Annotated in this window: 19 protein-coding genes; 10 read left to right on the top strand and 9 right to left on the bottom strand. The window is 69.9% G+C overall.

Annotation, left to right across the window (positions count from 1 at the left end; translation table 11 throughout):
- Nucleotides 1-111: 111 nt before the first annotated feature.
- From ACFY9I_RS09420 to ACFY9I_RS09410, 3 genes are all read left to right on the top strand, one after another.
- Complete coding sequence (locus tag ACFY9I_RS09420) at nucleotides 112-2028, top strand: VWA domain-containing protein (protein WP_390998797.1); 1917 nt, start codon at nucleotides 112-114, stop codon at nucleotides 2026-2028.
- A 159-nt stretch (nucleotides 2029-2187) separates the two neighbouring features.
- Nucleotides 2188-3906 (top strand): methionine--tRNA ligase, encoded by a 1719-nt coding sequence (gene metG, locus ACFY9I_RS09415; protein WP_390998794.1) that lies wholly within the window; start codon nucleotides 2188-2190, stop codon nucleotides 3904-3906.
- Nucleotides 3907-4123: 217 nt separating this feature from the next.
- The gene (locus ACFY9I_RS09410; protein WP_319240172.1) at nucleotides 4124-4489 is read left to right on the top strand and encodes a PH domain-containing protein; all 366 of its coding nucleotides are present in this window, start codon (nucleotides 4124-4126) and stop codon (nucleotides 4487-4489) included.
- Nucleotides 4490-4627: 138 nt separating this feature from the next.
- Here the strand turns inward: ACFY9I_RS09410 and ACFY9I_RS09405 are convergent, their stop codons facing one another.
- Together ACFY9I_RS09405 and ACFY9I_RS09400 are read right to left on the bottom strand one after the other, a co-directional pair.
- Nucleotides 4628-5992: a polysaccharide lyase family 1 protein gene (locus tag ACFY9I_RS09405; protein WP_390998789.1), complete on the bottom strand. Its 1365-nt coding sequence runs from the start codon at nucleotides 5990-5992 to the stop codon at nucleotides 4628-4630.
- 169 nt (nucleotides 5993-6161) lie between these two features.
- Nucleotides 6162-6515 (bottom strand): hypothetical protein, encoded by a 354-nt coding sequence (locus ACFY9I_RS09400; protein ID WP_390998786.1) that lies wholly within the window; start codon nucleotides 6513-6515, stop codon nucleotides 6162-6164.
- Between the two features lie 530 nt (nucleotides 6516-7045).
- Here ACFY9I_RS09400 and ACFY9I_RS09395 point away from each other — a divergent pair.
- Complete coding sequence (locus ACFY9I_RS09395; RefSeq protein ID WP_390998783.1) at nucleotides 7046-7786, top strand: CAP domain-containing protein; 741 nt, start codon at nucleotides 7046-7048, stop codon at nucleotides 7784-7786.
- Between the two features lie 123 nt (nucleotides 7787-7909).
- On the opposite strand, the gene ACFY9I_RS09390 is transcribed toward ACFY9I_RS09395, so the two are convergent.
- On the bottom strand, nucleotides 7910-8152 hold the full coding sequence (locus ACFY9I_RS09390) for a hypothetical protein (protein WP_390998780.1): 243 nt from the start codon (nucleotides 8150-8152) through the stop codon (nucleotides 7910-7912).
- A gap of 222 nt (nucleotides 8153-8374) precedes the next feature.
- On the opposite strand from ACFY9I_RS09390, the gene ACFY9I_RS09385 reads away from it, so the two are divergent.
- The 4 genes from ACFY9I_RS09385 (at nucleotide 8375) to ACFY9I_RS09370 (ending at nucleotide 13333) form a co-directional block, all read left to right on the top strand.
- Nucleotides 8375-11563 carry a S8 family serine peptidase gene (locus tag ACFY9I_RS09385; protein ID WP_390998777.1) on the top strand — a complete coding sequence of 1063 codons (3189 nt, stop codon included), beginning with the start codon at nucleotides 8375-8377 and terminating at the stop codon, nucleotides 11561-11563.
- 241 nt (nucleotides 11564-11804) lie between these two features.
- Nucleotides 11805-12404, top strand: coding sequence for a CAP domain-containing protein (locus tag ACFY9I_RS09380; RefSeq protein WP_390998774.1), 600 nt, complete (start codon nucleotides 11805-11807; stop codon nucleotides 12402-12404).
- Nucleotides 12405-12440: 36 nt separating this feature from the next.
- The gene (locus ACFY9I_RS09375; protein WP_390998771.1) at nucleotides 12441-13148 is read left to right on the top strand and encodes a hypothetical protein; all 708 of its coding nucleotides are present in this window, start codon (nucleotides 12441-12443) and stop codon (nucleotides 13146-13148) included.
- Nucleotides 13145-13333 carry a hypothetical protein gene (locus tag ACFY9I_RS09370; RefSeq protein ID WP_390998769.1) on the top strand — a complete coding sequence of 63 codons (189 nt, stop codon included), beginning with the start codon at nucleotides 13145-13147 and terminating at the stop codon, nucleotides 13331-13333. The genes ACFY9I_RS09375 and ACFY9I_RS09370 overlap by 4 nt, the downstream gene beginning before the upstream one ends.
- A gap of 301 nt (nucleotides 13334-13634) precedes the next feature.
- Here the strand turns inward: ACFY9I_RS09370 and ACFY9I_RS09365 are convergent, their stop codons facing one another.
- The 3 genes from ACFY9I_RS09365 to aspS all read right to left on the bottom strand — a co-directional run bounded on the left by ACFY9I_RS09365 (nucleotide 13635) and on the right by aspS (nucleotide 16919).
- Nucleotides 13635-14270 (bottom strand): GPP34 family phosphoprotein, encoded by a 636-nt coding sequence (locus ACFY9I_RS09365; protein ID WP_390998767.1) that lies wholly within the window; start codon nucleotides 14268-14270, stop codon nucleotides 13635-13637.
- A gap of 8 nt (nucleotides 14271-14278) precedes the next feature.
- On the bottom strand, nucleotides 14279-14770 hold the full coding sequence (locus tag ACFY9I_RS09360; RefSeq protein WP_390998764.1) for a hypothetical protein: 492 nt from the start codon (nucleotides 14768-14770) through the stop codon (nucleotides 14279-14281).
- Between the two features lie 385 nt (nucleotides 14771-15155).
- Complete coding sequence (gene aspS, locus ACFY9I_RS09355; RefSeq protein ID WP_390998762.1) at nucleotides 15156-16919, bottom strand: aspartate--tRNA ligase; 1764 nt, start codon at nucleotides 16917-16919, stop codon at nucleotides 15156-15158.
- 444 nt (nucleotides 16920-17363) lie between these two features.
- On the opposite strand from aspS, the gene ACFY9I_RS09350 reads away from it, so the two are divergent.
- On the top strand, nucleotides 17364-19832 hold the full coding sequence (locus ACFY9I_RS09350) for a SpoIIE family protein phosphatase (RefSeq protein ID WP_390998759.1): 2469 nt from the start codon (nucleotides 17364-17366) through the stop codon (nucleotides 19830-19832).
- Between the two features lie 25 nt (nucleotides 19833-19857).
- On the opposite strand, the gene ACFY9I_RS09345 is transcribed toward ACFY9I_RS09350, so the two are convergent.
- Complete coding sequence (locus ACFY9I_RS09345) at nucleotides 19858-20886, bottom strand: helix-turn-helix domain-containing protein (protein ID WP_390998757.1); 1029 nt, start codon at nucleotides 20884-20886, stop codon at nucleotides 19858-19860.
- A 242-nt stretch (nucleotides 20887-21128) separates the two neighbouring features.
- Here ACFY9I_RS09345 and ACFY9I_RS09340 point away from each other — a divergent pair, with 242 nt between their 5' ends.
- On the top strand, nucleotides 21129-21884 hold the full coding sequence (locus ACFY9I_RS09340) for a right-handed parallel beta-helix repeat-containing protein (RefSeq protein ID WP_390998754.1): 756 nt from the start codon (nucleotides 21129-21131) through the stop codon (nucleotides 21882-21884).
- A 131-nt stretch (nucleotides 21885-22015) separates the two neighbouring features.
- Here the strand turns inward: ACFY9I_RS09340 and ACFY9I_RS09335 are convergent, their stop codons facing one another.
- Nucleotides 22016-22987, bottom strand: a complete 972-nt coding sequence (locus ACFY9I_RS09335; RefSeq protein WP_390998751.1) for a pirin family protein — start codon at nucleotides 22985-22987, stop codon at nucleotides 22016-22018.
- Nucleotides 22988-23238: 251 nt separating this feature from the next.
- The gene (locus tag ACFY9I_RS09330) at nucleotides 23239-23736 is read right to left on the bottom strand and encodes an SseB family protein (RefSeq protein ID WP_189780811.1); all 498 of its coding nucleotides are present in this window, start codon (nucleotides 23734-23736) and stop codon (nucleotides 23239-23241) included.
- Nucleotides 23737-23774: the final 38 nt, after the last annotated feature.

Below are 23774 nucleotides of genomic sequence, written 5' to 3'. Positions count from 1 at the left end.
ATAGGGAAAGACGCCCGCCCCACCCCAAGATCACCAATCCTGGCCGCTAACCTTACGTGTCCGTCCTGGCCAGGGATTGACGGGCTACAACTCACGCGAAGGGTTGCGCACATGGGCATTCTCTCTCTCCTGCGGAACGCGTTCGGCCGCTCACGCAAGGGGCGCGACACGGTTCCTTCGCAGGAGGCGGAGCGGGTTTCCTCGACGGAGGTCACCGGTCAGGAGGCCGAGGAGGCTTCCTCGCGAGGTTCCCTGCGGGGTTCCCTGCGGGAGGCTGAGCCGACGGTTCCGGCGCCGTCGGCCGAGCCCGAGCCGACGACCACCGCCGCCGACGCCAAGCCGTCCGCCTCCGTCGCCGACGAACTGGTCTCGGCGGCCTTCGACAACGTGACCGTGCCGAAGCCGAGGGCCGAGGAAGCCGCCGAGGCCGAGCCCCAGGTGGAGGCCGAGCCGAAGGCCGAGGCTGACACGCCGACCGCCGAGGCCGAGCCCCGGGTGGAGGCCGAACCGGAGCCTGCCGCCGAGGCCGAGCCCCAGGTGGAGGCCGAGCCGAAGGCCGAGGCTGACACGCCGACCGCCGAGGCCGAGCCCCGAGTGGAGGCCGAACCGGAGCCTGCCGCCGAAGCCGAGCCCCAGGTGGAGGCCGAACCGAAGGCCGAGGCTGACACGCCGACCGCCGAGGCCGAGCCCCGGGTGGAGGCCGAACCGGAGCCTGCCGCCGAAGCCGAGCCCCAGGTGGAGGCCGAACCGAAGGCCGACGTCGCGCCCACGGCCGAGGTCGAGCCTGCCGCCGAGGCGGAGCCGGTGGTGCCGGAGAGTGACAGCGCTACGGAGCCGAAGTCTGCGGCTGAGGTCGTAGAGCCGGTGGTCGAGGCGGAGCCCGACGCGGAGGGAGACTCTGAGACAGAGGTCCCGGACGCCGAGGCGGAGCCGAAGGCTGAGGTCGTGGCCGAGACCGAGCCGGTGACCGAGCCTGAGCCGGCCACCGCGAAGGACTCCGAGCCGGAGCCGACCGAGCCCGCGACTGCGGCAACGCCGGAGCCCGCCGCCGAGCCCGAGCCCTCCCCGGAGCCGGAGCCGAAGGCTGTCGTTGCGCCGGAGCCCGAGCCGGAGGCCGTCAAGAAGCCGGAAGCCACGCCCGAGGCCGAGACCGCCCCGGAACCGGAACCGGAACCGGAGCCGGAGTCCGCACCCGAGCCGGCTGAGGTCCCCGCCCCCGTCGCCGTCGCCGTCGCCCAGGAAGCCACCCCCGAGCCCGCGGTCACCGACGGCGGGGCCGCCCCACAGGAGGCACCCGCAGCCGACGACGAAAGCCGCACGGGTGGTGCGGGTGGGAAGACGGAGTGGGCCGACGGCGAAGCCGAGGCCGTACCGCCCGGCGGAGCCCAGCCCGTGCCCGCAGGCCTCCGCAGCGCCTACGACGCCGCCCAGGCCGTACTCGAGAAGCGCGACCTCACCACCGCCCGAGCCAAGGTGTACCTCGTCCTCGACAGGTCCGCCTCGATGCGCGCCTACTACAAGGACGGCTCCGCCCAGGCCCTCGGCGAGCAGACCGTCGCCCTCGCCGCCCACCTCGACCCCGAGCAGCCCACCTCCGTCCCCGTCATCTTCTTCTCCACGGAGCTGGACGGCACCGGCGAGCTCACCCTCGACTCGTACGACAACAAGGTCGACGACCTGCACGCCGGCCTCGGCCGCATGGGCCGTACCAGCTACCACGTGGCCGTCGAGGAGGTCCTCACCCAGCACCGCAAGGCGACCCCCGGCACCCCCGCCCTCGTCGTCTTCCAGACCGACGGTGCCCCGGACGCCAAAACCCCCGCGAACCAGGCCCTCGCGGATGCCGCGAAGAACCACCCCGCCGTCCACTTCGCGTTCGTCGCGTTCGGCGACCCGGAGAACAAGGCCTTCGACTACCTCCGCAAGCTGAAGACGGACAACACATCCCACTTCCTCGCCGGAGAGACCCCGCGCGAGCTCACCGACGCCGAGGTCTACGAGGGCATCCTGGCCACCTGGCGCCCGTAGCCGACCGCACCCGGCGACAACAGGCACCCGTACCACCGCACCACCCGCACCACCGCGTGCCGCCCGCTTCCCACCCGTCAAAACGGGAGGCGGGCGGCACACCCATGTCGGCTAGGATTTCAAGACTCACGAAATCGACCGACCTGGGAGCATCCCCCGATGGCTCGACACCTCATCACCAGCGCCCTTCCGTACATCAACGGGATCAAGCACCTGGGCAACATGGTGGGGTCCATGCTCCCGGCGGACGTGTACTCCCGGTACCTCCGCCAGCGCGGCCACGACGTCCTGTACATCTGCGCGACCGACGAGCACGGCACCCCGGCCGAGCTGGCCGCGAAGGAGCAGGGTCTCCCGGTCGACGAGTTCTGCGCGCAGGCGCACAACGCCCAGAAGGCCGTCTACGACGGCTTCGCCCTCGCCTTCGACTACTTCGGCCGCAGCTCCAGCCCGCAGAACGTCGAGATCACCCAGCACTTCGCCCGCCGGCTGAAGGAGAACGGGTTCATCGAGGAGCGGGCGATCCGCCAGGTGTACTCACCGGCCGACGGCCGCTTCCTCCCGGACCGCTATGTCGAGGGCACCTGTCCCCACTGCGGCTACGACAAGGCCCGCGGCGACCAGTGCGAGAACTGCACCCGGGTTCTCGACCCCACCGACCTGATCGACCCGCGCTCGGCGATCTCCGGCTCCACCGACCTGGAGGTCCGCGAGACCAAGCACCTCTTCCTCCTGCAGTCCGAGCTGCAGCACGAGGTCGAGGCCTGGGTCTCCGCACACGAGCACCAGTGGCCCCAGCTCGCCTCCTCCATCGCCCGCAAGTGGCTGACCGAGGGCCTGCACGACCGCGCGATCACCCGCGACCTGGACTGGGGCGTCCCGGTACCGGCCGACACCTGGCCGGAGCTGGCCGCCGAGGGCAAGGTCTTCTACGTCTGGTTCGACGCCCCGATCGAGTACATCGGCGCGACGAAGGAGTGGTCGGACCAGGACCCGGAGAACCGGGACTGGAAGTCCTGGTGGTACGACGTCGACACCGACGTCCGCTACACGGAGTTCATGGCGAAGGACAACGTCCCCTTCCACACCGTCATGTTCCCGGCCACCGAGCTGGGCATCCGGGAGCCGTGGAAGAAGGTCGACGTCGTCAAGGCCTTCAACTGGCTGACGTACTACGGCGGCAAGTTCTCGACCTCGCAGAAGCGGGGAGTCTTCACCGACCAGGCCCTGGAGATCCTCCCGGCGGACTACTGGCGCTACTTCCTCATCGCCAACGCCCCCGAATCGGACGACTCGTCCTTCACCTGGGAGCACTTCACCGCCACGGTCAACAAGGACCTCGCCGACACCCTCGGCAACTTCGTCAACCGCGTCCTGTCCTTCTCCCGCAAGCGCTTCGGCGACGAGGTCCCCGCGGGCGCGGCGGCCGGCGAGGCGGAGGCGAAACTGGGCGAGGAGATCGCCCGCCTGCTCGCCGAGTACGAGGCCCAGATGGAAGCCCTCCAGTTCCGCAAGGCGGCAGCGGCCCTGCGCGCCCTGTGGTCGGCGGGCAACTCCTACCTGGAGGAGAAGGCCCCCTGGCTGGAGATCAAGACCGACCAGGACGGCGCGGCCCTCACCCTGCGCACCGCCATGAACCTCATCCACCTCTACTCGGTGGTCTCCGAGCCCTTCATCCCGGTCTCCTCCGCCACCATGCGCGCCGCCTTCACCCTCAAGGACGACACGGCCACCTGGGTCACGCCGGAGGAAGCCAGGTCCCTGGACTCCGTCCCGGCCGGCACCCCCTTCACCGTCCCCCCGGTCCTCTTCGCCAAGCTGACGGACGACGACCTGGAGACGTACAAGGAGCGCTTCGGCGGCGAACCGGCCGCGTAACGCCCAGGCAGGCATCACAAAGGGGCTCGGTGACGTCGTACGACGTCACCGAGCCCCCGCGTCGTCATGGAAGTGTCGCCTGAGAACAACGTCATGCGCCTCGCGGGATGACCGCCGAGCAGCCTGCCCCGAAGCGGATACCCGAGGGCGGCGACAGGAAGTGGCGCAGCGTATCCGGAAAGCAACCCTATGCGCCCGGGTGTGCGTCTCCCCTGGCATGGCACTGTTCGGAAACGCGCACACCGTCGATCCCGGCAAGGCTCAGCAGGACTACGGGCGTCTGCTGGGGCACGGGGAGCAGGTTCACGCCGCGTTCCTGCTGATCCGTGACACCATCCTGTTCACCGACCGCCGTCTCATCCTGATCGACAAGCAGGGGATCACCGGCAAGAAGGTGGAGTACCACTCCGTCCCGTACCGCAGCATCACGCACTTCGCGGTCGAGACGGCCGGCCACTTCGACCTCGACGCCGAGCTGAAGATCTGGCTGTCCGGCACCCACGAACCGATCGAGAAGACGTTCACCAAGGGCGTGGACATCTACGAGGTGCAGGCGATCCTCACCCAGTTCGTGGCCCGATGAGGCAGCCGCACGCGCACCCGGGGCCCGGGAAGCCGCACGCTTCCCGGGCCCCTCTGTGCCGTCCCGGACCCCTTCCTGATTCCGGTCCGGGACACTTCCCGGCCCCAGGGTGGCGCCCCCGGCAGGAGTGTTGCGGGGTTAGGACAGCAACCCGGCACCCGCGGCCGACGCCCCCGTGCCGGTCAGGTCGGTCAGCAGGCCCGTCACCGTGGTCTGCAGGCCGGCGGTGAGAGCCGGGGTCCAGTTGACCTTGGTCTTCAGCTTCTTGGAGTTCGCGGTGTTGTACGCGGCGACGATGTCCGTGGCCTTGCCGTTGACCAGGTTGCCCGTGCCGGCGACCGAGCCCGTGCCGTCGCCGCTCAGCAGCTTGGCGACCTTCGCGCCGGCGGGGATCTTCCAGACGTTGCGCTCGGCGACGACCTGGGCCTTGGCGCGGGAGTCGATGCTGTACTTGGGGGCGTAGCCGTTGACCGTGGTGGTGTCGTAGACGTTGTTGTAGAGGTGGATCTGGCCGATGCGGGCCAGGGGCGCCCGCTGCACGATCCCCTTCCACACGTTGTGGTGGATCGTCACGCGCAGCTTGCCCGTGCTGTCGGTGTCACTGCTGCCGATCAGCATCGTCTTGTCGTGGTTGAGGAACCGGTTGCGCTCGACGGTCACCAGGTCGGAGCCGTTGGTGATGTCGAGGGCGCCGTCGTGGACCTGGTACTTGCGGCCGAAGTGCGTCGCCTCGGTCTTGTCGAAGGTCGGGGCGTCGGTGAACGTGTTGTGGTCCGCCCAGACGTTGGTCGCGCCGCGCAGGGTCACGGAGTCGTAGTTGGAGTTCCACTCGCCGGACGAGCCGTCGGTCGGGTCCCACTGCGGGAAGCAGTCCTGGGTGTCCGCGAAGGTCAGGTTGCGGACGATGACGTTCTTGACGTTCTGGATCTGCAGGCTGCCGCCGAGGATGCCGGCCTTGGTGCCGGGGACGCCCACGATGGTGGTGTTCGACGGCACCCGGAACACGATGTTCTTCTTCTGCTTGGCCGCGGCGGCCCCGCGGGCGGTCTCCTGCTTGCCGGACGGGACCTTCTTGCCGTACGTCGCCGGGTCGAACGCCTTGAGGTAGGCGGAGAGCGAGTAGCCGGTGCCGGAGGCGTAGTCCGCGCAGGTCAGCTTCTTGCCGGAGTCGTTGGTGTTGGCGTCGATCGTGCCCTTGATCTTGATGATCCGGGGGGCCGTGTCGGTCTGGGAGCCCAGCGCCTTCACCAACTGAGCGCGGGTGGACACCGTGAAGGTGTGCGCCGCGTCGGCCTTCGTACCGCCGGTCGTACCGGAACCGGACGCCGCCCAGCCGTCCTTGGCGGGCAGCACCTGGTGGTACAGGTCCACGGGGGAGGCGTTGGCGTTCATCACGAGGACACCGCCACCGACCGCGGCGGCCACGGCGGCGGCGGAGACCACGAACGTCCGGCGCTTGCGGAGGGACCGGCGGTGGGACGGGCGCAGGGAGGCAGAGGCCACAGATGAGTCCTTACGTAACGTACGTGGTTCGGGAGAACACGTGGTTCGTGTGGAGCCCCTGGGAAGGGGGTTCCGACTCATGTGTGGTCGCGGGTCCGGGATAGGTTGCCGCCGAAGTCGATTTCTTCCGACGCCTTCTGGCTGACCGTCAGCCGGTATGTGAGTACGGCTACTTGATGTGGTCCATCACCTCCTGGAACTCCTTCGTCGGCGAGAACTCCATGACCTCGACGTCCTCCAGAGCCTCGGGGGAGTGGCCGGGACCCCAGTAGTAGGCCTGTCCGGCCTCGTAGGACTCCTCGCCCTCCTTCGTCCGCATCCTCACCCGTCCCTTGATCAGGAATCCCCAGTGGGGGCACTGGCACAGGTCGTCGGGCAGGCCCTTGAGGGCCGGCGCCATGTCCGTCCCCCGGGGCAGCTTGATGAAGGCGACCGTCATGTCACCGCCGATCTCCTGGAAGCGCACCTCCAGGCCGTCACCCTCGATCTCGACGGGGACCTCTGTCCGCGTGACTGCCGTCATGATTCCTCCACGACCGGATCACCGCGGGGCCTCGGGAAACTCCATGGGGGTTCACTTTCTCGGGAACCCCGCACCTCCAGTCTGCGCCCGTCCCCGGCACACCTCGAATCGGCGTGACATGCGTCACGACCGAATTGCGCAGCGATGGAACCGATCAACCTTTTTACCCGGTGCGACAAACCATGCCCTTCGAAATCCAATCGGGCACTTGCCGCAGAAATGGCGAATTCCATTGCTCGTCCGGATCGGCGGTTCCGTCAAAGCCCCTTCCGGACCAGGCAGAAGACCCGCACTCCCGGAACCGGGCACCCCGGAAAGGCCCCCGCTGCGGCGCTCGACGGCAGCACAGGCGTTCGTTGCCCGGCGCGCTGGAGCCTCCCCATAATGACCGGGCTCGCCAGTCGGACCACTTAGTGAGGCCACGTATGAGCAGCCATCGCCGGACAACAAAACGCCAGAAAGCGAGGCGCCCGAGAACAAGGCGCCAGAAGATAGCCATAGCCGCGGCCGCCGTGGTGACCGTGGGCGCCGTGGGCATTCCCACGATCGCGCAGGCGAGCGGCGGCGGACTGGGCGGCTGGCGCAGTGTGGCCTCCTCCTGGTGGGGAGGGGACCCGTCGGATCCGGTCGCCGACCCCGCCCCGCCGGAGACCCCCTCGACGCCCTCCGCGTCCCCGAGCACCTCCGACGCGGACCCCTCGGCGACCCCCTCGCGGTCCCGTAAGCCACGTGCCTCCCGCACGAGCCCCACCCCGAGCGCGTCGCCCGCGAAGACCAAGAGCCCGGCGGCCAAGCCGCCCGCACGCACGCCCGAGAAGCAGGCCGCGCCCGCGAGCACGCCGAAGGCCACGGAGGCCGACCGCGCTCCCCGCACCTCCACGAGCAACGCGGACTCCGGGCCCACAGCCCGGGTGCTGGCCCTGGTCAACGCCGAACGCCAGAAGGCGGGCTGTGCGCCGGTGACCGAGAACGCCAAGCTCACCAAGGCCGCCCAGAACCACAGCCAGGACATGGCCGACCACCAGAACATGTCCCACACCGGTTCCGACGGCTCGGACATGAGTGACCGGCTCGCCCGTGTCGGGTACCGGTTCAGGTCGGCGGGCGAGAACGTCGCCGCCGGGTACGGCACTCCCGAGAGCGTCATGGACGGCTGGATGAACAGCCCCGGCCACAGGGCCAACATCCTCAACTGCGGCTTCAAGGAGATCGGCATCGGCCTGGCCCAGCCGGGCAACTACTGGACCCAGAACTTCGGCACGTCCGCATAACCGCCAGCCACACGACGGCCCGCCCGCCCAGCCAGCACCCGGACGAGGCGGGCCTGAACGTTTCCTCGATGGAGCGGCGCGTGGACACTGTGCTGCGCACCGGCCCGCCCGACGGGGAGGACTTCATGCCCGCGCCGCAGGAGACGAGAAGCGTGCCACCGCTGACGGTGAAGCCGCCGTTGACGTCGAGCGCTCCGTTGCCACCGTCTCGGGACCGTTCACGACAATCGTGCCGCCCGTGATCCCGGCGGTGCCGTTGGAGTCGCAGCCGCCGCCCTGGGAGTTGAGGACCAGGGTGCCCTCGCTGATGACCAGGTCGCCCTCGGCGTGGATGCCGTCGTCTCCGGCGGCGAGGGTGACGGACATCAGGGGTCAACCTTGGAGCGCGCTTTGCCTTCCCTTGACGGAACTTGAGAAGTTCCAAGGTCAACGGCGGATGAACCCGCCCCGCTTCGGCCGCTGTTTGTGAAACGACTGTGGAGACCCATCAGTATATGACCTTTCAAGATTTATTACTGGTGGGTCCTCTGTGACATTGGGGCCCTCGGGGGATCGAGATCTTTCCGGATCGATCGACATGGACCACAGTTGACGAACCATCACATACGCCCGAGAGCGGCCGTCGCCTTGCTGACGCCCCTCCTGGCCGGAGCCCTGACCCTGACCGCGGTCGCCGCTCCCACTCATGCCAACTCCACCGACATCGACGGCAGTTATCGCGACGCCACCTACATCGTGAAGCTCGCCGACGCACCCGTCGCCGCGTACGAAGGCGGCCTGCCCCGACTGAAGCGGACGGCACCCGACCCCGGTGAGCGGCTCGACGCCGATGCCACCGCTGTCCGCACCTACGTACGCCATCTGGACTCCCGCCGGGACGAGGTACTGGACGCGGTCCCGGGCGTGAGGAAGCTGTACGACTACGAGTACACGTTCAACGGGTTCGCCGCCCGGCTCACCGGTCGGCAGGCCGCCAAGCTGGCCGTGACACCGGGGGTGGTGTCGGTGACCCCCTCCCGGGTCGTGCGGCCGATCGCGCCCGAGTCGCCGGACACGGCAGCGGGACAGGACGAGGGAACCGTGCGGGGTGCTGGTGGCGAGCGCACCGCGCCGCGCTCACCCGCACGTGAACCCTCACCTTCACCCGCACCGGCACCGGCACCCGCACCCGCACCCGCACCGGCGTCGGCCTCCGCAGGCAGGAGCCATACCCCCAAGGCGGCCCTCCCCGACGTCCCCCGCTTTCTCGGCCTCACCGGGAAAAAGGGCCTGTGGGCGAAGGTCGGCGGCCCCGAACGGGCCAGCGAGGGCATGATCGTCGGGGTGATCGACCCCTTCGATCCGAAGAACCCGATGCTCGCCCCGCTGCCGGAGCCCCGCCCCGACGCCGACGTCATCGCCAAGAAGTGGCGCGGCACCTGCGACGAGGGCGACGACAGCAACCCGGGCCACAAGGTCACCTGCAACAACAAGGTGATCGGGGCCGCGTACTTCCGGGCCGAACTGCAGGACCCCCAGCCGATCGACGTGCCCTCGCCGCTCGACATGCACAGCCATGGCACCCACATCGGCACCACGATCGCCGGCAAGCACGCCACCCCCGCCGCGATAGACGGTACGAACATCGCCGGCAAGCTCAGCGGACTGGCCCCGGCCGCACGGCTGGCCTTCTACAAGACCTGCTGGAGCACCGGTTGCGGCGGTGCGGACAACACTGCCGCGATCGACCGCGCGGTGGCCGACGGGGTGGACGTCATCAGCTACTCCATCGGCGGCGCACTGACCGACCCGGCTTCCACCGAGGCGATGTTCAACGCGGCGAAGGCGGGCGTGTTCGTCGCCGCCTCCGCGAGCAACAGCGGCCCGAACACCGTCGAGAACACCGCGCCCTGGATCACGACCGTCGCGGCGGAGACCCACGACACCGGCTACACGTCGACCCTGACGCTCGGTGACGGCCGCTCCTTCACCAACCCCGGGCTCACCGAGGGGGTCCCCTCCGCACCGCTGGTCAACGCCGTCGCGGTCGGCAGGCAGGGCGCCGAACAGATCGTGCACTGCGCGCCGGACACGCTCGACCCGGACAAGGCGAAGGGGAAGATCGTCGTCTGCGACCGGGGCGGCGAGGGCTTCGACTACCAGGGCCGGTTCGACGAGCTGAAGAAGTCCGGCGCGGTCGGCATGGTCCTGGCCAACACACCGGCCAGCTTCCAGGACGTTGTCGCGGACCCGCAGTTCCCCGTGATCTCGGTGAGCCCTGAGGACCGGGAGACGGTCAAGGATTACGCCGCCGGTCCGGGTGCCACCGCGGAACTCTCCCCCACCAGGAGCGGGCGCGTCCGGGCCCCCGTCATCACCGACTTCTCCTCCTCTGGCCCCGACCCGTTCTCCGGCGGTGACCTGCTGAAGCCCGACATCGCCGCACCGGGCCAGCTGATCGCGGCGGGCACCGTCCCCGGCGGCTTCGCCGGATACACCGGTGAGTACGGGTTCATGGACGGCACGTCGATGGCGGCCCCGCACATCGCCGGCCTCGCCACCCTGCTCAAGCAGCTGCACCCCGACTGGTCCCCCATGGAAATCAAGTCGGCGCTGATGACCACCGCCACCACGACCGACAACAAGGGCGAGCCCATCGGCCGGCAGACCGAGCAGAACACCGGGGTCACCCCCGCCACCGTGTTCGATCACGGCTCCGGTTCACCCCGGGTGACCCGCGCCGCCGACCCCGGCCTGGTCTACGACTCGACGTCCGCCGACTGGACGGCGTACCTCTGCGCCCTCGGCGAGCACCCCACGACCGCCGACGGCACCGACCCCTGCGCCACGGCCGCGAAGACCGACCCCAGCGACCTCAACTACCCGTCGATCGCGGTCGGCGACCTGGTGGGCAGGCAGACGGTGACCCGCACGGTCACCAACGTCTCGTCGACGACCGCCACCTACAAGGCCGAGCTCCAGACCCCGCCTGGCTTCCGCGCCGAGATCACCCCGAAGCGGCTGACGATCGCGCCGGGCGAGTCGGCGTCGTACAAGGTGGCGTTCGAGCGTACGAGCGCCGACCACGGCAGCTGGTCGTTCGGCTCCCTGACGCTGAGCGACGCGCACAGCCGCCACGAGGTCACCAGCCCGATCGCCCTGCGCGCGGAACTGTTCTCGACCCCGGACGAGGTCACGGTCACCGGTGGTGACACGGCGACGCTCACGCCGCGGGTCGGCTGGGACGGCGAGCTGACCGCGAAGGCCTCGCTCTACACCGGTGAGAAGACCACCGGCACCCTCACCGGCACCGATGAGTCCGCTTTCGAGCAGAGCCCGCACACCAACGACGCCGTGGTGAGGCACCGCGTCCACGTCCCCGAGGGAGCCCCCTTCACCCGGTTCGCCCTCACCTCCGCGGACCACGTCCCCGGCAGCGACCTCGACCTGTACGCCTTCGACAGCGAAGGCAACCACGTCGGCGCATGGCCCGACGCCGGCTCCGACGAACACGTCGACCTGCCACCCGGCGACTACGACGTCTACGTCCTCCAATACGAACTGCCGGCCGGCACCACCAGCCAGCGGTACATCCTGTGGAGCTGGAAGGTCGGCCAGGGCACCCCCGCGGTGACGCCCACGGTCACCCCGGCCGAGCAGACCGTCCGCAAGGGCGACCGGCCGAAGGTCACGGTGTCATGGCCGGACGCGATCCGCGGCGAACGGTATGTCGGTGCCGTCGAGTTCGGCGACGGCTCGACGGCTGTGGGACACACCCCGCTGACGGTCACTCCGTAACCGCCACCCCACACCACCCCCTCACCGACCGGGCCGCCCGCGCACTTCCCTTGTGTGCGGGCGGCTCGCGTCGACCCGAAACTCGGCCCGAAACCTGGACCCGCTCCGATTCCCCCGATGGGGTGGCAGGTGCCCCCGGTCGCCCGCGTGCGGTTCCCGTTCTTCCCTACAACTGGCAGCGCTGACAGGGAAGTTGGAGCAGAGGGAGGCGTGAGTGGTGCGACGGCACAGGGCGCGAACGATGGCCGCGGCAACGGCGGCGGCGACGTTGGCGCTCGCTCCGGGGACGGCACAGGCGGTCGGCCCCCGCCCCGCGGCCGTGGAAAGGGTCCCAGCGACGGCGACGGCGACGGCGACGGCGACGGCGACGGCGACGGCGACCGGAACGACCCGCATCGCCGGGTCGTCGGTGCCGACGGCGCGGAAACCGGAGGTCAACGGCTTCCTGGCGATCGTCAACAAGGTCCGCGCGGAGGTCGGCGTCCCCCCGCTGGTCTGGGACGAGTCCCTCGCCGCACACGCCCGGCAGTGGGCGAGGGTGCGCGTCACCGACTGCGAACTCATCCACTCGAACAGCCGGTACGGCGAGAACCTGGCCAAGGGGTCCAACCCCCGCTACTCCCTCGCGGAGGCGGCCCGCCTGTGGCGCGACGAGAAGTACGACTACGACCGCCCCTCCAACTCCTGCGTCGACGGCCACGAGTGCCTCCACTACACCCAGTTGGTCTGGCGCACCTCGACCCGGGTGGGCGCGGCGAAGGCCAGGTGCGCGAACGGCTGGACGTACGTGGTGGCCAACTTCGACCCGCCCGGGAACGGGACGGGCCGACGGCCGTACTGACCGGGGAACGAGCCCGGGGGCCGTGATAATCCCTCCATGGCCCCGCCCCCCGACCAGTTCCTCCACCTCCTCGACGACGTCCTGTCCCTCGGCAGCCCCTACGCCCTCGCCCTCACCGGCGACCACGCGGCGCAGGCCCATGGACTGGTCGAGGCGAGACCGCCCGCCCGGGACCTGGAGCTGGCGACGGAACACGCGGCGGCGATGGAACAGATCGCCGCCACGGTCCGGGTGGGTCTGGCGGAACGCGGCTGGCTGGTGCACGCGGTGGAGACGACCCCGCTCTCCGCCCGTCTCCTGGTCACCGATCCCACGACGGCGGAGGAACGCACCGTCGACCTCCTTAAGGAGACACTCTGGCACCCACCGGTACGGACCCCCCTGGGCCTCACCCTCTCCCTGGAAGACGTGGTCGGCACGAAGGTCCGGGCGATGGCCGACCGGGGCGCGGCCCGCGACCTGATCGCCGTCCACGCGGCCACCGCCCACTGGACCATCGCCGAACTGGAGGAACTGGCCCGCCGCCACACCACCGCCACGTCCGCCGACTTCGACCTCACCGACCTCCAGTCCCGCCTGGAGGGCACCGAGTGGCTCGACGACCGGGAATTCACTCGCCACGGCCTGGACGCCGAGGCCATCCTGGAACTCCGCCGATGGGCCCAGACCTGGGCCGACGACATCGCCGAACGCCTCCTGGAAGAGGAGGCCCTGGCACCCCCGACGGAGGAGGACCCCGGGTGAGCAGGAGACGCTACGTCGCCCGAGGCGTGCCCGGCGGCTACCGCATCTACGACAACCGCCCCCGGGGCTGGTGGGGCGACCTGTACGAACTCTGCCCGGACGACCTCCTGACCGAGCTGAACGCCGGCAAGGAGCCCGACAAGCTGTCCCGCCTCCTGAAGCGCTACCGAGCCCTGAAGCGATGACGACCGGAGCGATCCCCCACTCCCCGAGAGGGTGAACGACTCCCGGTCGCCCAGGCGCTCCGACGCTCGATCCGCTCAAGCACGTTCATGGTCGGACGCAGCCCAGGCGGCGCTCCGTCGGCCCCCACGAGGGCATGCACCGCATCTTCCCCGAACGGCCCGAGTCGCCAGTCGCACCGACCTCGACCGCCTCAACGACTGGCTCGACCGTGCGGGCACCGTCACCCGCGCGGAAGACCTGTTCGTCGGGAGCTCTGAGGCGTAGGCGGACGTCGTCATGCAGCCGCCGCGCCGACCTAGGTCACGTCGCCGCCGCGACCACCACCACCGTCGTCATCATCGTCGCCGCCGTGAGGGCCGCCGCGGCGGCCGTCGCCGTTTCAGCCATACGGCGGAGGGCGGGGTCGGCCCAGTGGTGTGCGGCGATCTCGGTCATGCGGCGCTTGGCCGGGGAGTCGTCGGAGCCGGCGTCCGGGAAGGCGAGGGTGTGGAGGTCGGCGTGGTGGAGGAGCGAGATCAGGGCGGCGGTACGGGGATCCGGTTCCGCGTTCGTCAGGACGACCTCCGTCAGACGGCCACGCAGGGCGGACTCCACCGTTCCGTCGGCCTCCGGATAGCGGGTGGTGCGGAAGACGAGGAGGACGCGACGCTTCTCCTCACGGATCAAGTCCTTCTTCAACAGGCCCCGCAGAGCGGTCTCGTACTCCCTCGTGCTGTTCGCACGGATCCAGGTCTCGGCGTCCTCCGGGAGGACCGCATCGTCCCCGGCCAGGGACCGCTCCAGCAGGGCCGCCGCCGCGATCGCGTAAGGCGTTCGCAGAGGGAGCCGTGCCTCACCCGTGGTGTCGTCCAGAGAGAGAAGGAGAATCTCCTCCCCGAGAGTCATGGGGGTGGGAGCGGCGCCGGGAAGAGCGTCGCCGAAAGGGTCGGACGACATGGTCATGATCAGCAGGACGCGGGCGGCGCCCCGGTAGTTCCTGAGCCGCCAGAGCAACGTACGAGAGGGCGCTCGGAGTTCCTCACGACCCGGACGCCCCGAACATCCTGGATGTTCTGAGTATCCCTGACGTCCTGAACCACCGGCTCCATGCCCAGCGCCGTGCGCGCCGCGTGCACATGGCGCAGTCCCTCGATCGCCGTCCCGGTGACCTGCGCGTACTCGTCGGACGTGCGAGCCCTGATGAGCTGGGCGCGAGCGGTGCGCAGGCATTCGGTGGCGTCGGTCAGGGACTCGGCCGCGCTGCCACCCGCTCCGGCCTGCGCCCGGACGTCGATGCCGGCCAGACTGCCGCCGAGCCGCACCACCCAGCGGTTGGCGTCGGCCTCCGCGTCCAGGTCGGACGTCGGTCCGGGCTCGTCCACGGACCGCCGCTGCGCGACGATCGCGACCACCGCCCCGACGATCAACAACACGGCCACCAGCACGGCCAGCTTCATGTCCTCCTCCAGCGTTCCGCTACGTTCCGTCCCGTACGGGGTTCCTCACCCTGTACGTCCCATGACATCCCTTCCCGCTGTGCCCCTCCGTCGAGAAACCTGTGCGTCCCCTGATGACTTGCCCCACCCCGACCCCGACAGCCACCCCGGCCCCAACAGCAACACCGACCCACACGGGTACCCGATTCCAGGGATGAGAGCACGGCGAAGGCTTGGAAGCCCTCGAATGGGAGTTCCGGGTTGCCGCAGCCGGAGGGCCCGAGCACGGCGGCCAGGGCACGCACCGCCCGGTGCCTTTTCCCGCGCATGCGAAAGGGACCTGAAATCGACGGACGATTCCAGGTCCCCTTCCGATGGGCCGAAGAGGCCCGTACGAGGGCTTGCCCTACTTCGGCTGCGGCTTCCGCACCGACAGGTGCAGTTCACGCAGCCGCGCCTCCTCCAGCTCCGTCGGCGCGCCCATCATCAGGTCCTGGGCGTTGCCGTTGAGCGGGAAGGCGATGGTCTCGCGGATGTTGGGCTCGTCCGCGAGAAGCATGACGATGCGGTCGACACCGGGCGCGATGCCACCGTGCGGCGGGGCGCCGAAGCGGAACGCGCGCAGCATGCCCGCGAACTGCTCCTCGACGGTGTCCCGGTCGTAGCCCGCGATCTCGAAGGCCTTGAGCATGATGTCGGGCTCGTGGTTCCGGATCGCGCCGGAGGACAGCTCGACGCCGTTGCAGACGATGTCGTACTGCCAGCCGAGGATGTCCAGCGGGTCCTGGGTCTCCAGGGCCTCCAGACCGCCCTGCGGCATGGAGAACGGGTTGTGCGAGAAGTCGATCTTGCCGGTCTCCTCGTCCTTCTCGTACATCGGGAAGTCGACGATCCAGCAGAACCGGAAGACGCCCTCCTCGAAGTGCCCGGCACGCTTGGCGGCTTCCACCCGCACCGCGCCCATGATCTTCGAGACCTCTTCGAACTCGCCCGCGCCGAAGAACACCGCATGGCCGGCGGCCAGCGACAGGCGCTTGGTCAGCTCGGCGACGTTCTCCTCGGTGAGGAACTTGGCGATCGGACCGGACAGCGAACCGTCCTCGGCGACCCGCACCCAGGCCAGACCCTTCGCGCCCTGCTCGATCGCGTACTCGCCCAGCTGGTCGAAGAACTTGCGCGGCTGAGCGGAGACGTCCGGCACGGCGAGCGCGCGCACGTGCTTGCCGGCGAACGCCTTGAACTCCGAGCCCTCGAAGACATCGGTGATGTCCACCAGCTCCAGCTGGGCGCGCAGGTCCGGCTTGTCGGAGCCGTACTTGAGCATCGCCTCGCGGAACGGGATGCGCGGGAACGGGGAGGTGACGTGGCGCCCGCCCCCGAACTCCTCGAACAGCTCGGTCATGAGCTTCTCGATGGGCTGGAACACGTCCTCCTGCTCCACGAAGCTCATCTCGACGTCGAGCTGGTAGAACTCGCCCGGCGAACGGTCCGCGCGCGCGTCCTCGTCACGGAAGCAGGGCGCGATCTGGAAGTACCGGTCGAAGCCCGAGATCATCAGCAGCTGCTTGAACTGCTGCGGGGCCTGGGGGAGGGCGTAGAACTTGCCCGGGTTCAGGCGCGACGGCACGACGAAGTCGCGGGCGCCCTCGGGGGAGGTGGCGGACAGGATCGGGGTCGCCATCTCGTTGAAGCCGAGAGCCGTCATCTTGTGACGGATGGCGCTGATCACGGCCGTACGCAGCATGATGTTGCGGTGCATGCGCTCGCGGCGCAGGTCGAGGAAGCGGTACTCCAGGCGCCGCTCCTCGTTGACCCCGTCCTCGGTGTTGATGGTGAAGGGGAGCGGGGCGGCCGCGCCGAGCAGCTCGACCTCGCCGACCTCGACCTCGATCTCACCGGTCGGGAGGTCCGGGTTCACGTTCTCGGCGCCGCGCGAGACGACCTTGCCGTCGACACGGACGGTCGACTCCTTGGAGATCTTGTCCAGCGCCTCGTACGCCGGGGTGCCCGGACGGGCCACGAGCTGCGTGATGCCGTAGTGATCGCGGAGATCGATGAAGAGGATGCCGCCCAGGTCGCGCCGATTGTGCAGCCAGCCGCTCAGCCGGACGTCGGTGCCGACGTCAGAGGCGCGGAGCTCGCCGCAGGTGTGGGACCTGTACCGATGCATCGTCGTTCATCCAGTCTTCGCTGATCGGGGATCTGGGCGGGTGTCTCACCACGGCCGGTCCGCGTCACCGTCGGCGGTCACGGCCGGTGTTTCACGTGAAACAACCCCCAGGGTACCGGCCACCCCGAGATCGCCTCCCCACCATTTACCACGAGGCGCCCCGGCCCTCACGACTCGCCGCCCCCGCACCGCCAGGGCACCGCTCGTACACCGCTGCCCAAGGAGCAAGCCATCTCATGCACTCAGCCGTCCTCCTGACCGGATACGCACGGTCATAGCCATGGGCAGGACCGCAAGCGGTTACTGTCGCTAGCGTCGATTGTCGTCACCTCCGTCGCCACCGGTCGTGGTCACTCGTCATGGCTTCGCCATGACCCCGGTACCGCTCGGTGCCCGCTACAGCTTCGGTGGCACGGTCCGATCAGCTGTTCTTAGAGTGGGTCAATGCGCACTGGTGAGCCCCCGCCCACCGTGGGGGACGTCCTGTCCGCCCTCGCGACGGGACTGTGGACCTGGGACAGCGCTGCCGGAACCGTCACCCTGGACGCCGAAGCCGCCCGGCTCATGGGTCTGCCCGCGGAGCCGACGACGCTCACCCAGGCTGGGGCACGGGCACGTCTGCACCCCGTCGACTGGAACGAGATCGTCTCGGTCGTGCAGCTCGCCGTCGTCGAGGACACCCTCGCCGAAGTACGGGTCAGGGTCATGGACGACCGGGGCCGCGTGATCCGCACGGTCCGCAGCCGCTCCAAGCCCGCCTTCGAACCGGTGCGCAAGTCCTTCGAGCTGATCGGCACCATCCAGGAGGTCACCGAGCCCTCACCGGAGAGCGCCGTCCGCGCCCCCGCCGTCACCGGCGACTGGCGGCGCTCACGCGAGGCGTTCCTGCTGGACGCGGGCCGGGCGCTGGCCGAGGCTCGGTCCACGGCGGAGGTGCTGCGGGTCGCGGCGGGCCTGGCGATGCCCGGCTTCTCCCCGGACGGACTCGCGGTCTTCGGCGTGGAGGCCGACCGCCTCACCGTCATCGGACACCACGGGCAAAGCCAGGGTGACGAGGGCCCCTTCACCCATATGCCGCTGGAGACGGACTACCCGGCCGCCGAGGTGGTCCGCACCGGCCGCGCCGTCTACCTCTCCTCCCCCGAGGACTACAAGGCGCGCTACCCCACGGCCTGGCCGCTCGCCGAACAGTTCGGCCGCCAGTCCTGGGCGTTCCTGCCGCTGATCGTCGCCGGCCGCACGATGGGCGCGTGGATGGCGGGCTTCACCTACCCCGTCACCTTCACACCGGACGAACGCTCCGTCCTGACCACCGTGGCCCGCATGCTCGCCCAGGCCCTCTCCCGCGCCGGCGCCGCCGAGACCGAACGCGAGCTGACCGACGGCCTCCAGCGCACGATGCTCCCCACGCTCGGCCCCGAGATACCCGGCATGAGCGTCGTCGCGCGGTACGTCCCCACCGGCGGCGGACTCCAGGTCGGCGGCGACTGGTACGACATGATCGCCCTGCCGAACGGCCGCTTCGCCCTGGTGATCGGCGACGTCCAGGGCCACGACGTACGCGCCGCCGGCCTCATGGGCCAGCTCCGCATAGCGCTGCGCGCCTACGCCTCCGAAGGCCATCGCCCGGACGCCGTCCTCTCCCGCGCCTCCCGCTTCCTGCACGGCGTCACCAACGACTCCGCCGCCGACTTCACCGACCTGCGCTTCGCGACCTGCCTCTACGTCGAGGTCGACCCGGTGTCCGGCGTCCTCGACATCGCCCGTGCCGGGCACCCCGACCCGGTGATCCGCATGGCCGACGGCACGGTCCTCGTCCGCCCCACCCCCGGCGGTCTCCCCCTCGGCATCGACCCCGACGCCGACTACCCCACCACCCGGCTCGTCCTCGAACCGGGCGAGACCATGCTCCTGTGCACCGACGGCCTCATCGAAACGGGCGGCCACGACCTCGACACGGGCTGGCGCCGCATCCGCACGATCCTCGAGTCCTTCGACTCCGTCGACGCGAGCGCGCACGAGGGGGAGGGGACGGCCGGGGGACCGGGCGTCGAAGCGCTGGGGGTCGAAGGACTCGGTGTCGAAGCGCTGGAGGTCGAAGGACTCGGTGTCGAAGGACTAGGTGTTGAAGCGCTCGGCGTCGAAGGAGTCGGCGTCGACAGGCAGAGGATCGGACGGCTGAGGGTTGAGGGGCCGCATGCCGGTGATCCGCGCGGCGGTGGCCTCACCGCCGACGGGCTGGACGCGGTCGGGCGCACACCAGCCCTCGATCAGGCTCGCGTCGAACCGAGCCGCCCGGAAGCGGCCGGCCTCGCCCCCGACCGTCTGGAGGCGCTGGCCGACGCGCTGGTCCAAGGAGTGCACGGGCCGTCGTCCCACCACACCCCCGGACCGCTCGCCGACCGGCGCGAGGACGACATAGCGATGCTGTTGCTGTGCCGGGAGAGCGAGGGGCCCGACCACGGGGACAGCACCGTCGTACGGCCTCCCGTACGCCGCACCGCGCTGACCGTCGCCCAGGCGGAGCCGGAGCGCATAGCCGGCGCCCGCCAGCAGGTGCGCGAACTCCTTCACGACTGGAACTGCGGCGACCAGGTCGACTCGGCCGTCCTCCTCGTCTCCGAGATGCTCACCAACGTTCTCGTCCACACGGACGCGGACGCACTCCTCGTCGCCGAGATGACCGGCGACGGCGGCAAGCGCCGCATGCGCATCGAGGTCACCGACGCCAGCGACGATCTCCCCCACAAGCGCCACCCCGGCGAACTCGCCTCCTCCGGACGCGGCCTCGTCCTCATGGACGTGCTCGCCGACGCCTGGGGCGTGGACCCGCGCGGCGAAGGCAAGAGCATCTGGTTCGAGCTACAGGAAGCGGCCCCACCGAACAGCTCGAACGGTGGCCCGCCGAGCTAGGGATCTTCGCCTCGCCCCCAGCCCGTCATCCCCGGTCGATCAGGAACACCTGCCGAGCCGCGTCCGCCCCGGCACGGCCCGCCCCCTCCACACACGGCTCCGCCACGGCCACCGACTCGACCTCCTCCGCACCCCCGCGGATCCCCACACACACCGACTCGCCCTCTACCGGCCGCAACCGCCACCCCTCGGCGCCGGCGGCCTCCGCGCCCTCCACCGACCCGGCCGGCTCGATACGGAACAACTGTGAGTTCCCCCCGGCACGACAGTCGGTCCATGGTTCGAACCTGTCCTTGAACTCCCCGTGCTTCAGCAGGGTCAGACACCCCGGGCCGTGCTGAGGGTGATCCCACTGGATGCGATACAGCCCGTCGTCCGCCTTCAGCAGATACGTCTTCGGCGGCACGGCCTCGGCACACGGCCGCTGCATGGCCACCACCTTCGACGTGCCGCTCTCCGCCCGCGCGTCCCCGTCAGTGACACACAGCTCGGGGGCGCGCGCGGGTCGAATACGGGAGAGCCCATGCGCCGGCCCGGCCCGCTCGGCACCCGACGGCCCGTCCCCCTGTGGCCACCACACCACGGCAGCCACGACGAGCACCGCGACGGCGGCGAGAGAAGCGACGACGGCCACGGAGGCGCCACGGGCCCGACCGCCACCAGCGGCAGCATCGGAGCCAGGCGTCCCAGTGGACCCCTCGTCGGCCATCGAGGCGAGCCGCTCCCGGGCGGCCAGCCACCCGGACTCGTCGACCCCCGGGCCCCCTTTCCCCGCCCCCTTCTCCACCCCGCAGGCGCGGACCAGCGCGGCAACGAGTTCGGCACGGGGCAGGGCATCACGCCGCAGCACGTCCGCGACGGTGCTGCGGGCCAGGACGTCCCCGCGCTCGGCGGCCCTCCGCTCCAACTGGCGGTACGTCAGCCCACTGCGCTCCTTGAGCAGTCGCAGCAGGGCGACGTACTCAGCGGGGTCGCGCGCACCGTGGGGATCCAGCTCCCCTAACTCCGCCGTGCCCCCGACCGCGTCTCCGGTTCTGTCCCCCGTGTTCGCCATGGGGTCATTCTGTTCCCGCCGACCACGGCCGACAACCCCCGTCCCGGCCACGTCGCGCGCCCCGCCCGTACCATCCGGACAAGCCCCTGACCAGCACGGACAGCCGTACGCCTGTCCGGGACAGGGGAAACCGTTGCCGGACAGGATCCGGCGCCCCAGGCTCGGTTGCTGTCGCGACGGCCGGCCCCACGGGGGTGGACCGGCCGCGCGTCCCCACTCGACCGACCGAAAGGAAGTCGCCCATGCGTACGTACTCCTCGCGTACCTCTCTCGCTCCGAAGGCCGCGGTCACCGCCCTGGCCGGCGGTGCGCTGGTGCTGGGCTGTCTGGCCGACCCGAGCTGGTCCGCCACAGCCGCGCCCGCCGCCAAGTACCCGGGACAGGGCAAGTGCCCGCCGGGCGACTACCAGCTCTGCATCAACGGTGGTCCCGGCGGCTTCACCATCAAGGGCCGGACGTTCTCCGGCCACGACAACGCGATCCTGCTCCGCAACGTCTCGAACGTCACGATCACCGGAAACACCTTCAAGAACCTCAGTGGCAAGACCGGTTACGCCGGCGTCCATGTGAAGAACTCCTCCGGCATCGTGATCAGGAAGAACACGTTCAGCAATCTCCGCAACGCGGGCCACATGCACGGCGTCTACCTCGTCAGGACCTCGGGCAGCACCATCACCGGCAACAAGTTCACCTCCATCACCGGGGACCCCGTACGCCTCCGCGACGGCAGCCGCAACACCACCGTCAGCGGCAACACGTTCACCAAGTCCGGCACCTACGCCATCGTCAGCGAGTGGCGCGACGCGAAGAAGAAGGAAGCCTGCGGAGCCGGCAACACCGTCAAGAACAACAAGTACGGCCCCGGCTACTACGGCAAGCGCCTCCCTCTCATCCGCTGGGGCGGCAAGGGCGGCGGCAAGACGGGCCCCGACAAGCTCACCTGGAACACCTGCAAGAAGGCGACCATCGTCAACAAGGGCGGCAACAGCAGGCTCTGACCCGGCACCGCCCGACGGCCGTGCGCGAAGCGTCAACCAGGGGGACGCTTCGCGCACCGTCGCAGGTCACGCGCTACCTGGAGCCGACCCGGGCTGCCGACCCTTCGCGGCGGCCGGTGACGCCGCCTTCCTCAGAGTCCGCCCTCGGTCATCCCGTGCACCGCCGGGATCGTCCCGAGCCGGCCCTTCTGGAAGTCGTCGAACGCCTGCTGCAGCTCCTCGCGGGTGTTCATGACGAACGGCCCGTAGTGGGCCATGGGCTCGCGGATCGGCCGGCCGCCGAGGAGCACGATCTCCAGGTCCGGCGCGTGGGAGTCCTGCTTCTCGTCCGCCCGGAAGGTGAGCGAGGAGCCCGCGCCGAAGACGGCCGTCTGGCCGAGGTGGATCGGACGCCGGTCCACACCGACGCTGCCGCGCCCGGCGAGCACGTAGGCGAGGGCGTTGAAGTCCTCACGCCACGGCAGGGTGATCTCCGCGCCCGGCGCGACGGTCGCGTGGAGCAGGGTGATCGGGGTGTGGGTGATGCCCGGACCCTCGTGGCCGTCCAGCTCACCGGCGATGACGCGGAGGAGCGCGCCGCCGTCGGGGGTGGTGAGCAACTGGACCTGACCCCCGCGGATGTCCTGGTACTTCGGGGCCATCATCTTGTCCCGGGCGGGGAGGTTCACCCAGAGCTGGATGCCGTGGAAGAGACCGCCGGACACGACGAGGGACTCCGGCGGCGCCTCGATGTGGAGAAGGCCCGAACCGGCCGTCATCCACTGGGTGTCACCGTTGGTGATGGTGCCGCCACCGCCGTGGCTGTCCTGGTGGTCGAAGATCCCGTCGATGATGTAGGTGACGGTCTCGAAGCCGCGGTGCGGATGCCACGGGGTCCCTTTCGGTTCCCCAGGCTGATACTCCACCTCACCCATCTGGTCCATCATGATGAACGGGTCGAGGTGGCGGTAGTCGATCCCGGCGAACGCGCGGCGCACCGGGAAGCCCTCGCCCTCGAAACCACTGGGCGCGGTCGTCACGGCGAGCACCGGACGGTCCACCGCGTCGGTCGGCGCGGCGACACGGGGCAGGGTCAGCGGGTTCTCGACGGTCACTGCGGGCATGTCGGTACCTCCTTGTGCGCTCAGTTTAGTTGATTGTTGAACTTTCCGCCAGACTCAACGGCACACAGACCGCATCTCATTCCCTCCCTCGACCGAACAGCAGAACGCCGCCGGCCACACTGGCCGGCGGCGAGGTCCCACCCTCCGACATGAACGGTTCAGCAAACCCACGAAGGGCCCGAGACAGCCAAGCGAAGGGGCGCGGGGAACTGCGCGAGCAACCCCCGCGACGAGCGGAGCCACTCGCGGAGCTACCCGTACATCCGCCGCATCGCGAACTCCACCATCTGCTCCACGGCCTTCGCGTCGAACACCATCCGGTGCTCCCCCTCCATGTCGAGGACGAAGCCATAGCCGGTCGGCAGCAGATCGATCACCTCCGCGCCGGTGATCACGAAATACTTGGACTCCTTGCCGGCGTACCGGCGCAGCTCCTTGAGCGAGGTGAACATCGGGATCACGGGCTGCTGGGTGTTGTGCAGCGCCAGGAACCCGGGGTTGTCGCCGCGCGGGCAGTACACCTTGGACGTCGCGAAGACCTGCTGGAAGTCCTCCGCCGCCATCTGCCCGGTGGTGAAGGCGCGCACCGCGTCGGCGAGGGAGGGTGGGGACGGCTCCGGGTACAGCGGCGGCTGCTGCCCGTAACCGCCGCCCATCGGGCCGCCGGGCATCTGCTGCCCGGGCATCTGCTGCTGCGGTGGCGGGGCGTACTGCTGCTGAGTGCCAGCGCTCTGGTCGTAGCCGTACATGCGGCAAAGCGTAACGAGTCACAGATGACCCGATCGGG

This window comes from Streptomyces sp. NPDC012510 (assembly GCF_042955065.1).
GTDB lineage: Bacteria > Actinomycetota > Actinomycetes > Streptomycetales > Streptomycetaceae > Streptomyces.
This window is presented reverse-complemented; position numbering and strand designations above follow the sequence as displayed.

Excerpts from the sequence above, each read along its gene's own strand:
- ACFY9I_RS09345 (WP_390998757.1), bottom strand. The coding sequence starts at position 20,886 with ATGGCGAACACGGGGGACAGAACCGGAGACGCGGTCGGGGGCACGGCG.
- ACFY9I_RS09410 (WP_319240172.1), top strand. The coding sequence starts at position 4,124 with ATGGCACTGTTCGGAAACGCGCACACCGTCGATCCCGGCAAGGCTCAG.
- ACFY9I_RS09380 (WP_390998774.1), top strand. The coding sequence starts at position 11,805 with ATGGCCGCGGCAACGGCGGCGGCGACGTTGGCGCTCGCTCCGGGGACG.
- ACFY9I_RS09390 (WP_390998780.1), bottom strand. The coding sequence starts at position 8,152 with ATGTCCGTCACCCTCGCCGCCGGAGACGACGGCATCCACGCCGAGGGC.
- ACFY9I_RS09350 (WP_390998759.1), top strand. The coding sequence starts at position 17,364 with ATGCGCACTGGTGAGCCCCCGCCCACCGTGGGGGACGTCCTGTCCGCC.
- ACFY9I_RS09375 (WP_390998771.1), top strand. The coding sequence starts at position 12,441 with ATGGCCCCGCCCCCCGACCAGTTCCTCCACCTCCTCGACGACGTCCTG.
- ACFY9I_RS09330 (WP_189780811.1), bottom strand. The coding sequence starts at position 23,736 with ATGTACGGCTACGACCAGAGCGCTGGCACTCAGCAGCAGTACGCCCCG.
- metG (WP_390998794.1), top strand. The coding sequence starts at position 2,188 with ATGGCTCGACACCTCATCACCAGCGCCCTTCCGTACATCAACGGGATC.
- ACFY9I_RS09400 (WP_390998786.1), bottom strand. The coding sequence starts at position 6,515 with ATGACGGCAGTCACGCGGACAGAGGTCCCCGTCGAGATCGAGGGTGAC.
- ACFY9I_RS09340 (WP_390998754.1), top strand. The coding sequence starts at position 21,129 with ATGCGTACGTACTCCTCGCGTACCTCTCTCGCTCCGAAGGCCGCGGTC.
- ACFY9I_RS09365 (WP_390998767.1), bottom strand. The coding sequence starts at position 14,270 with ATGTCGTCCGACCCTTTCGGCGACGCTCTTCCCGGCGCCGCTCCCACC.
- ACFY9I_RS09360 (WP_390998764.1), bottom strand. The coding sequence starts at position 14,770 with ATGAAGCTGGCCGTGCTGGTGGCCGTGTTGTTGATCGTCGGGGCGGTG.
- aspS (WP_390998762.1), bottom strand. The coding sequence starts at position 16,919 with ATGCATCGGTACAGGTCCCACACCTGCGGCGAGCTCCGCGCCTCTGAC.
- ACFY9I_RS09420 (WP_390998797.1), top strand. The coding sequence starts at position 112 with ATGGGCATTCTCTCTCTCCTGCGGAACGCGTTCGGCCGCTCACGCAAG.
- ACFY9I_RS09335 (WP_390998751.1), bottom strand. The coding sequence starts at position 22,987 with ATGCCCGCAGTGACCGTCGAGAACCCGCTGACCCTGCCCCGTGTCGCC.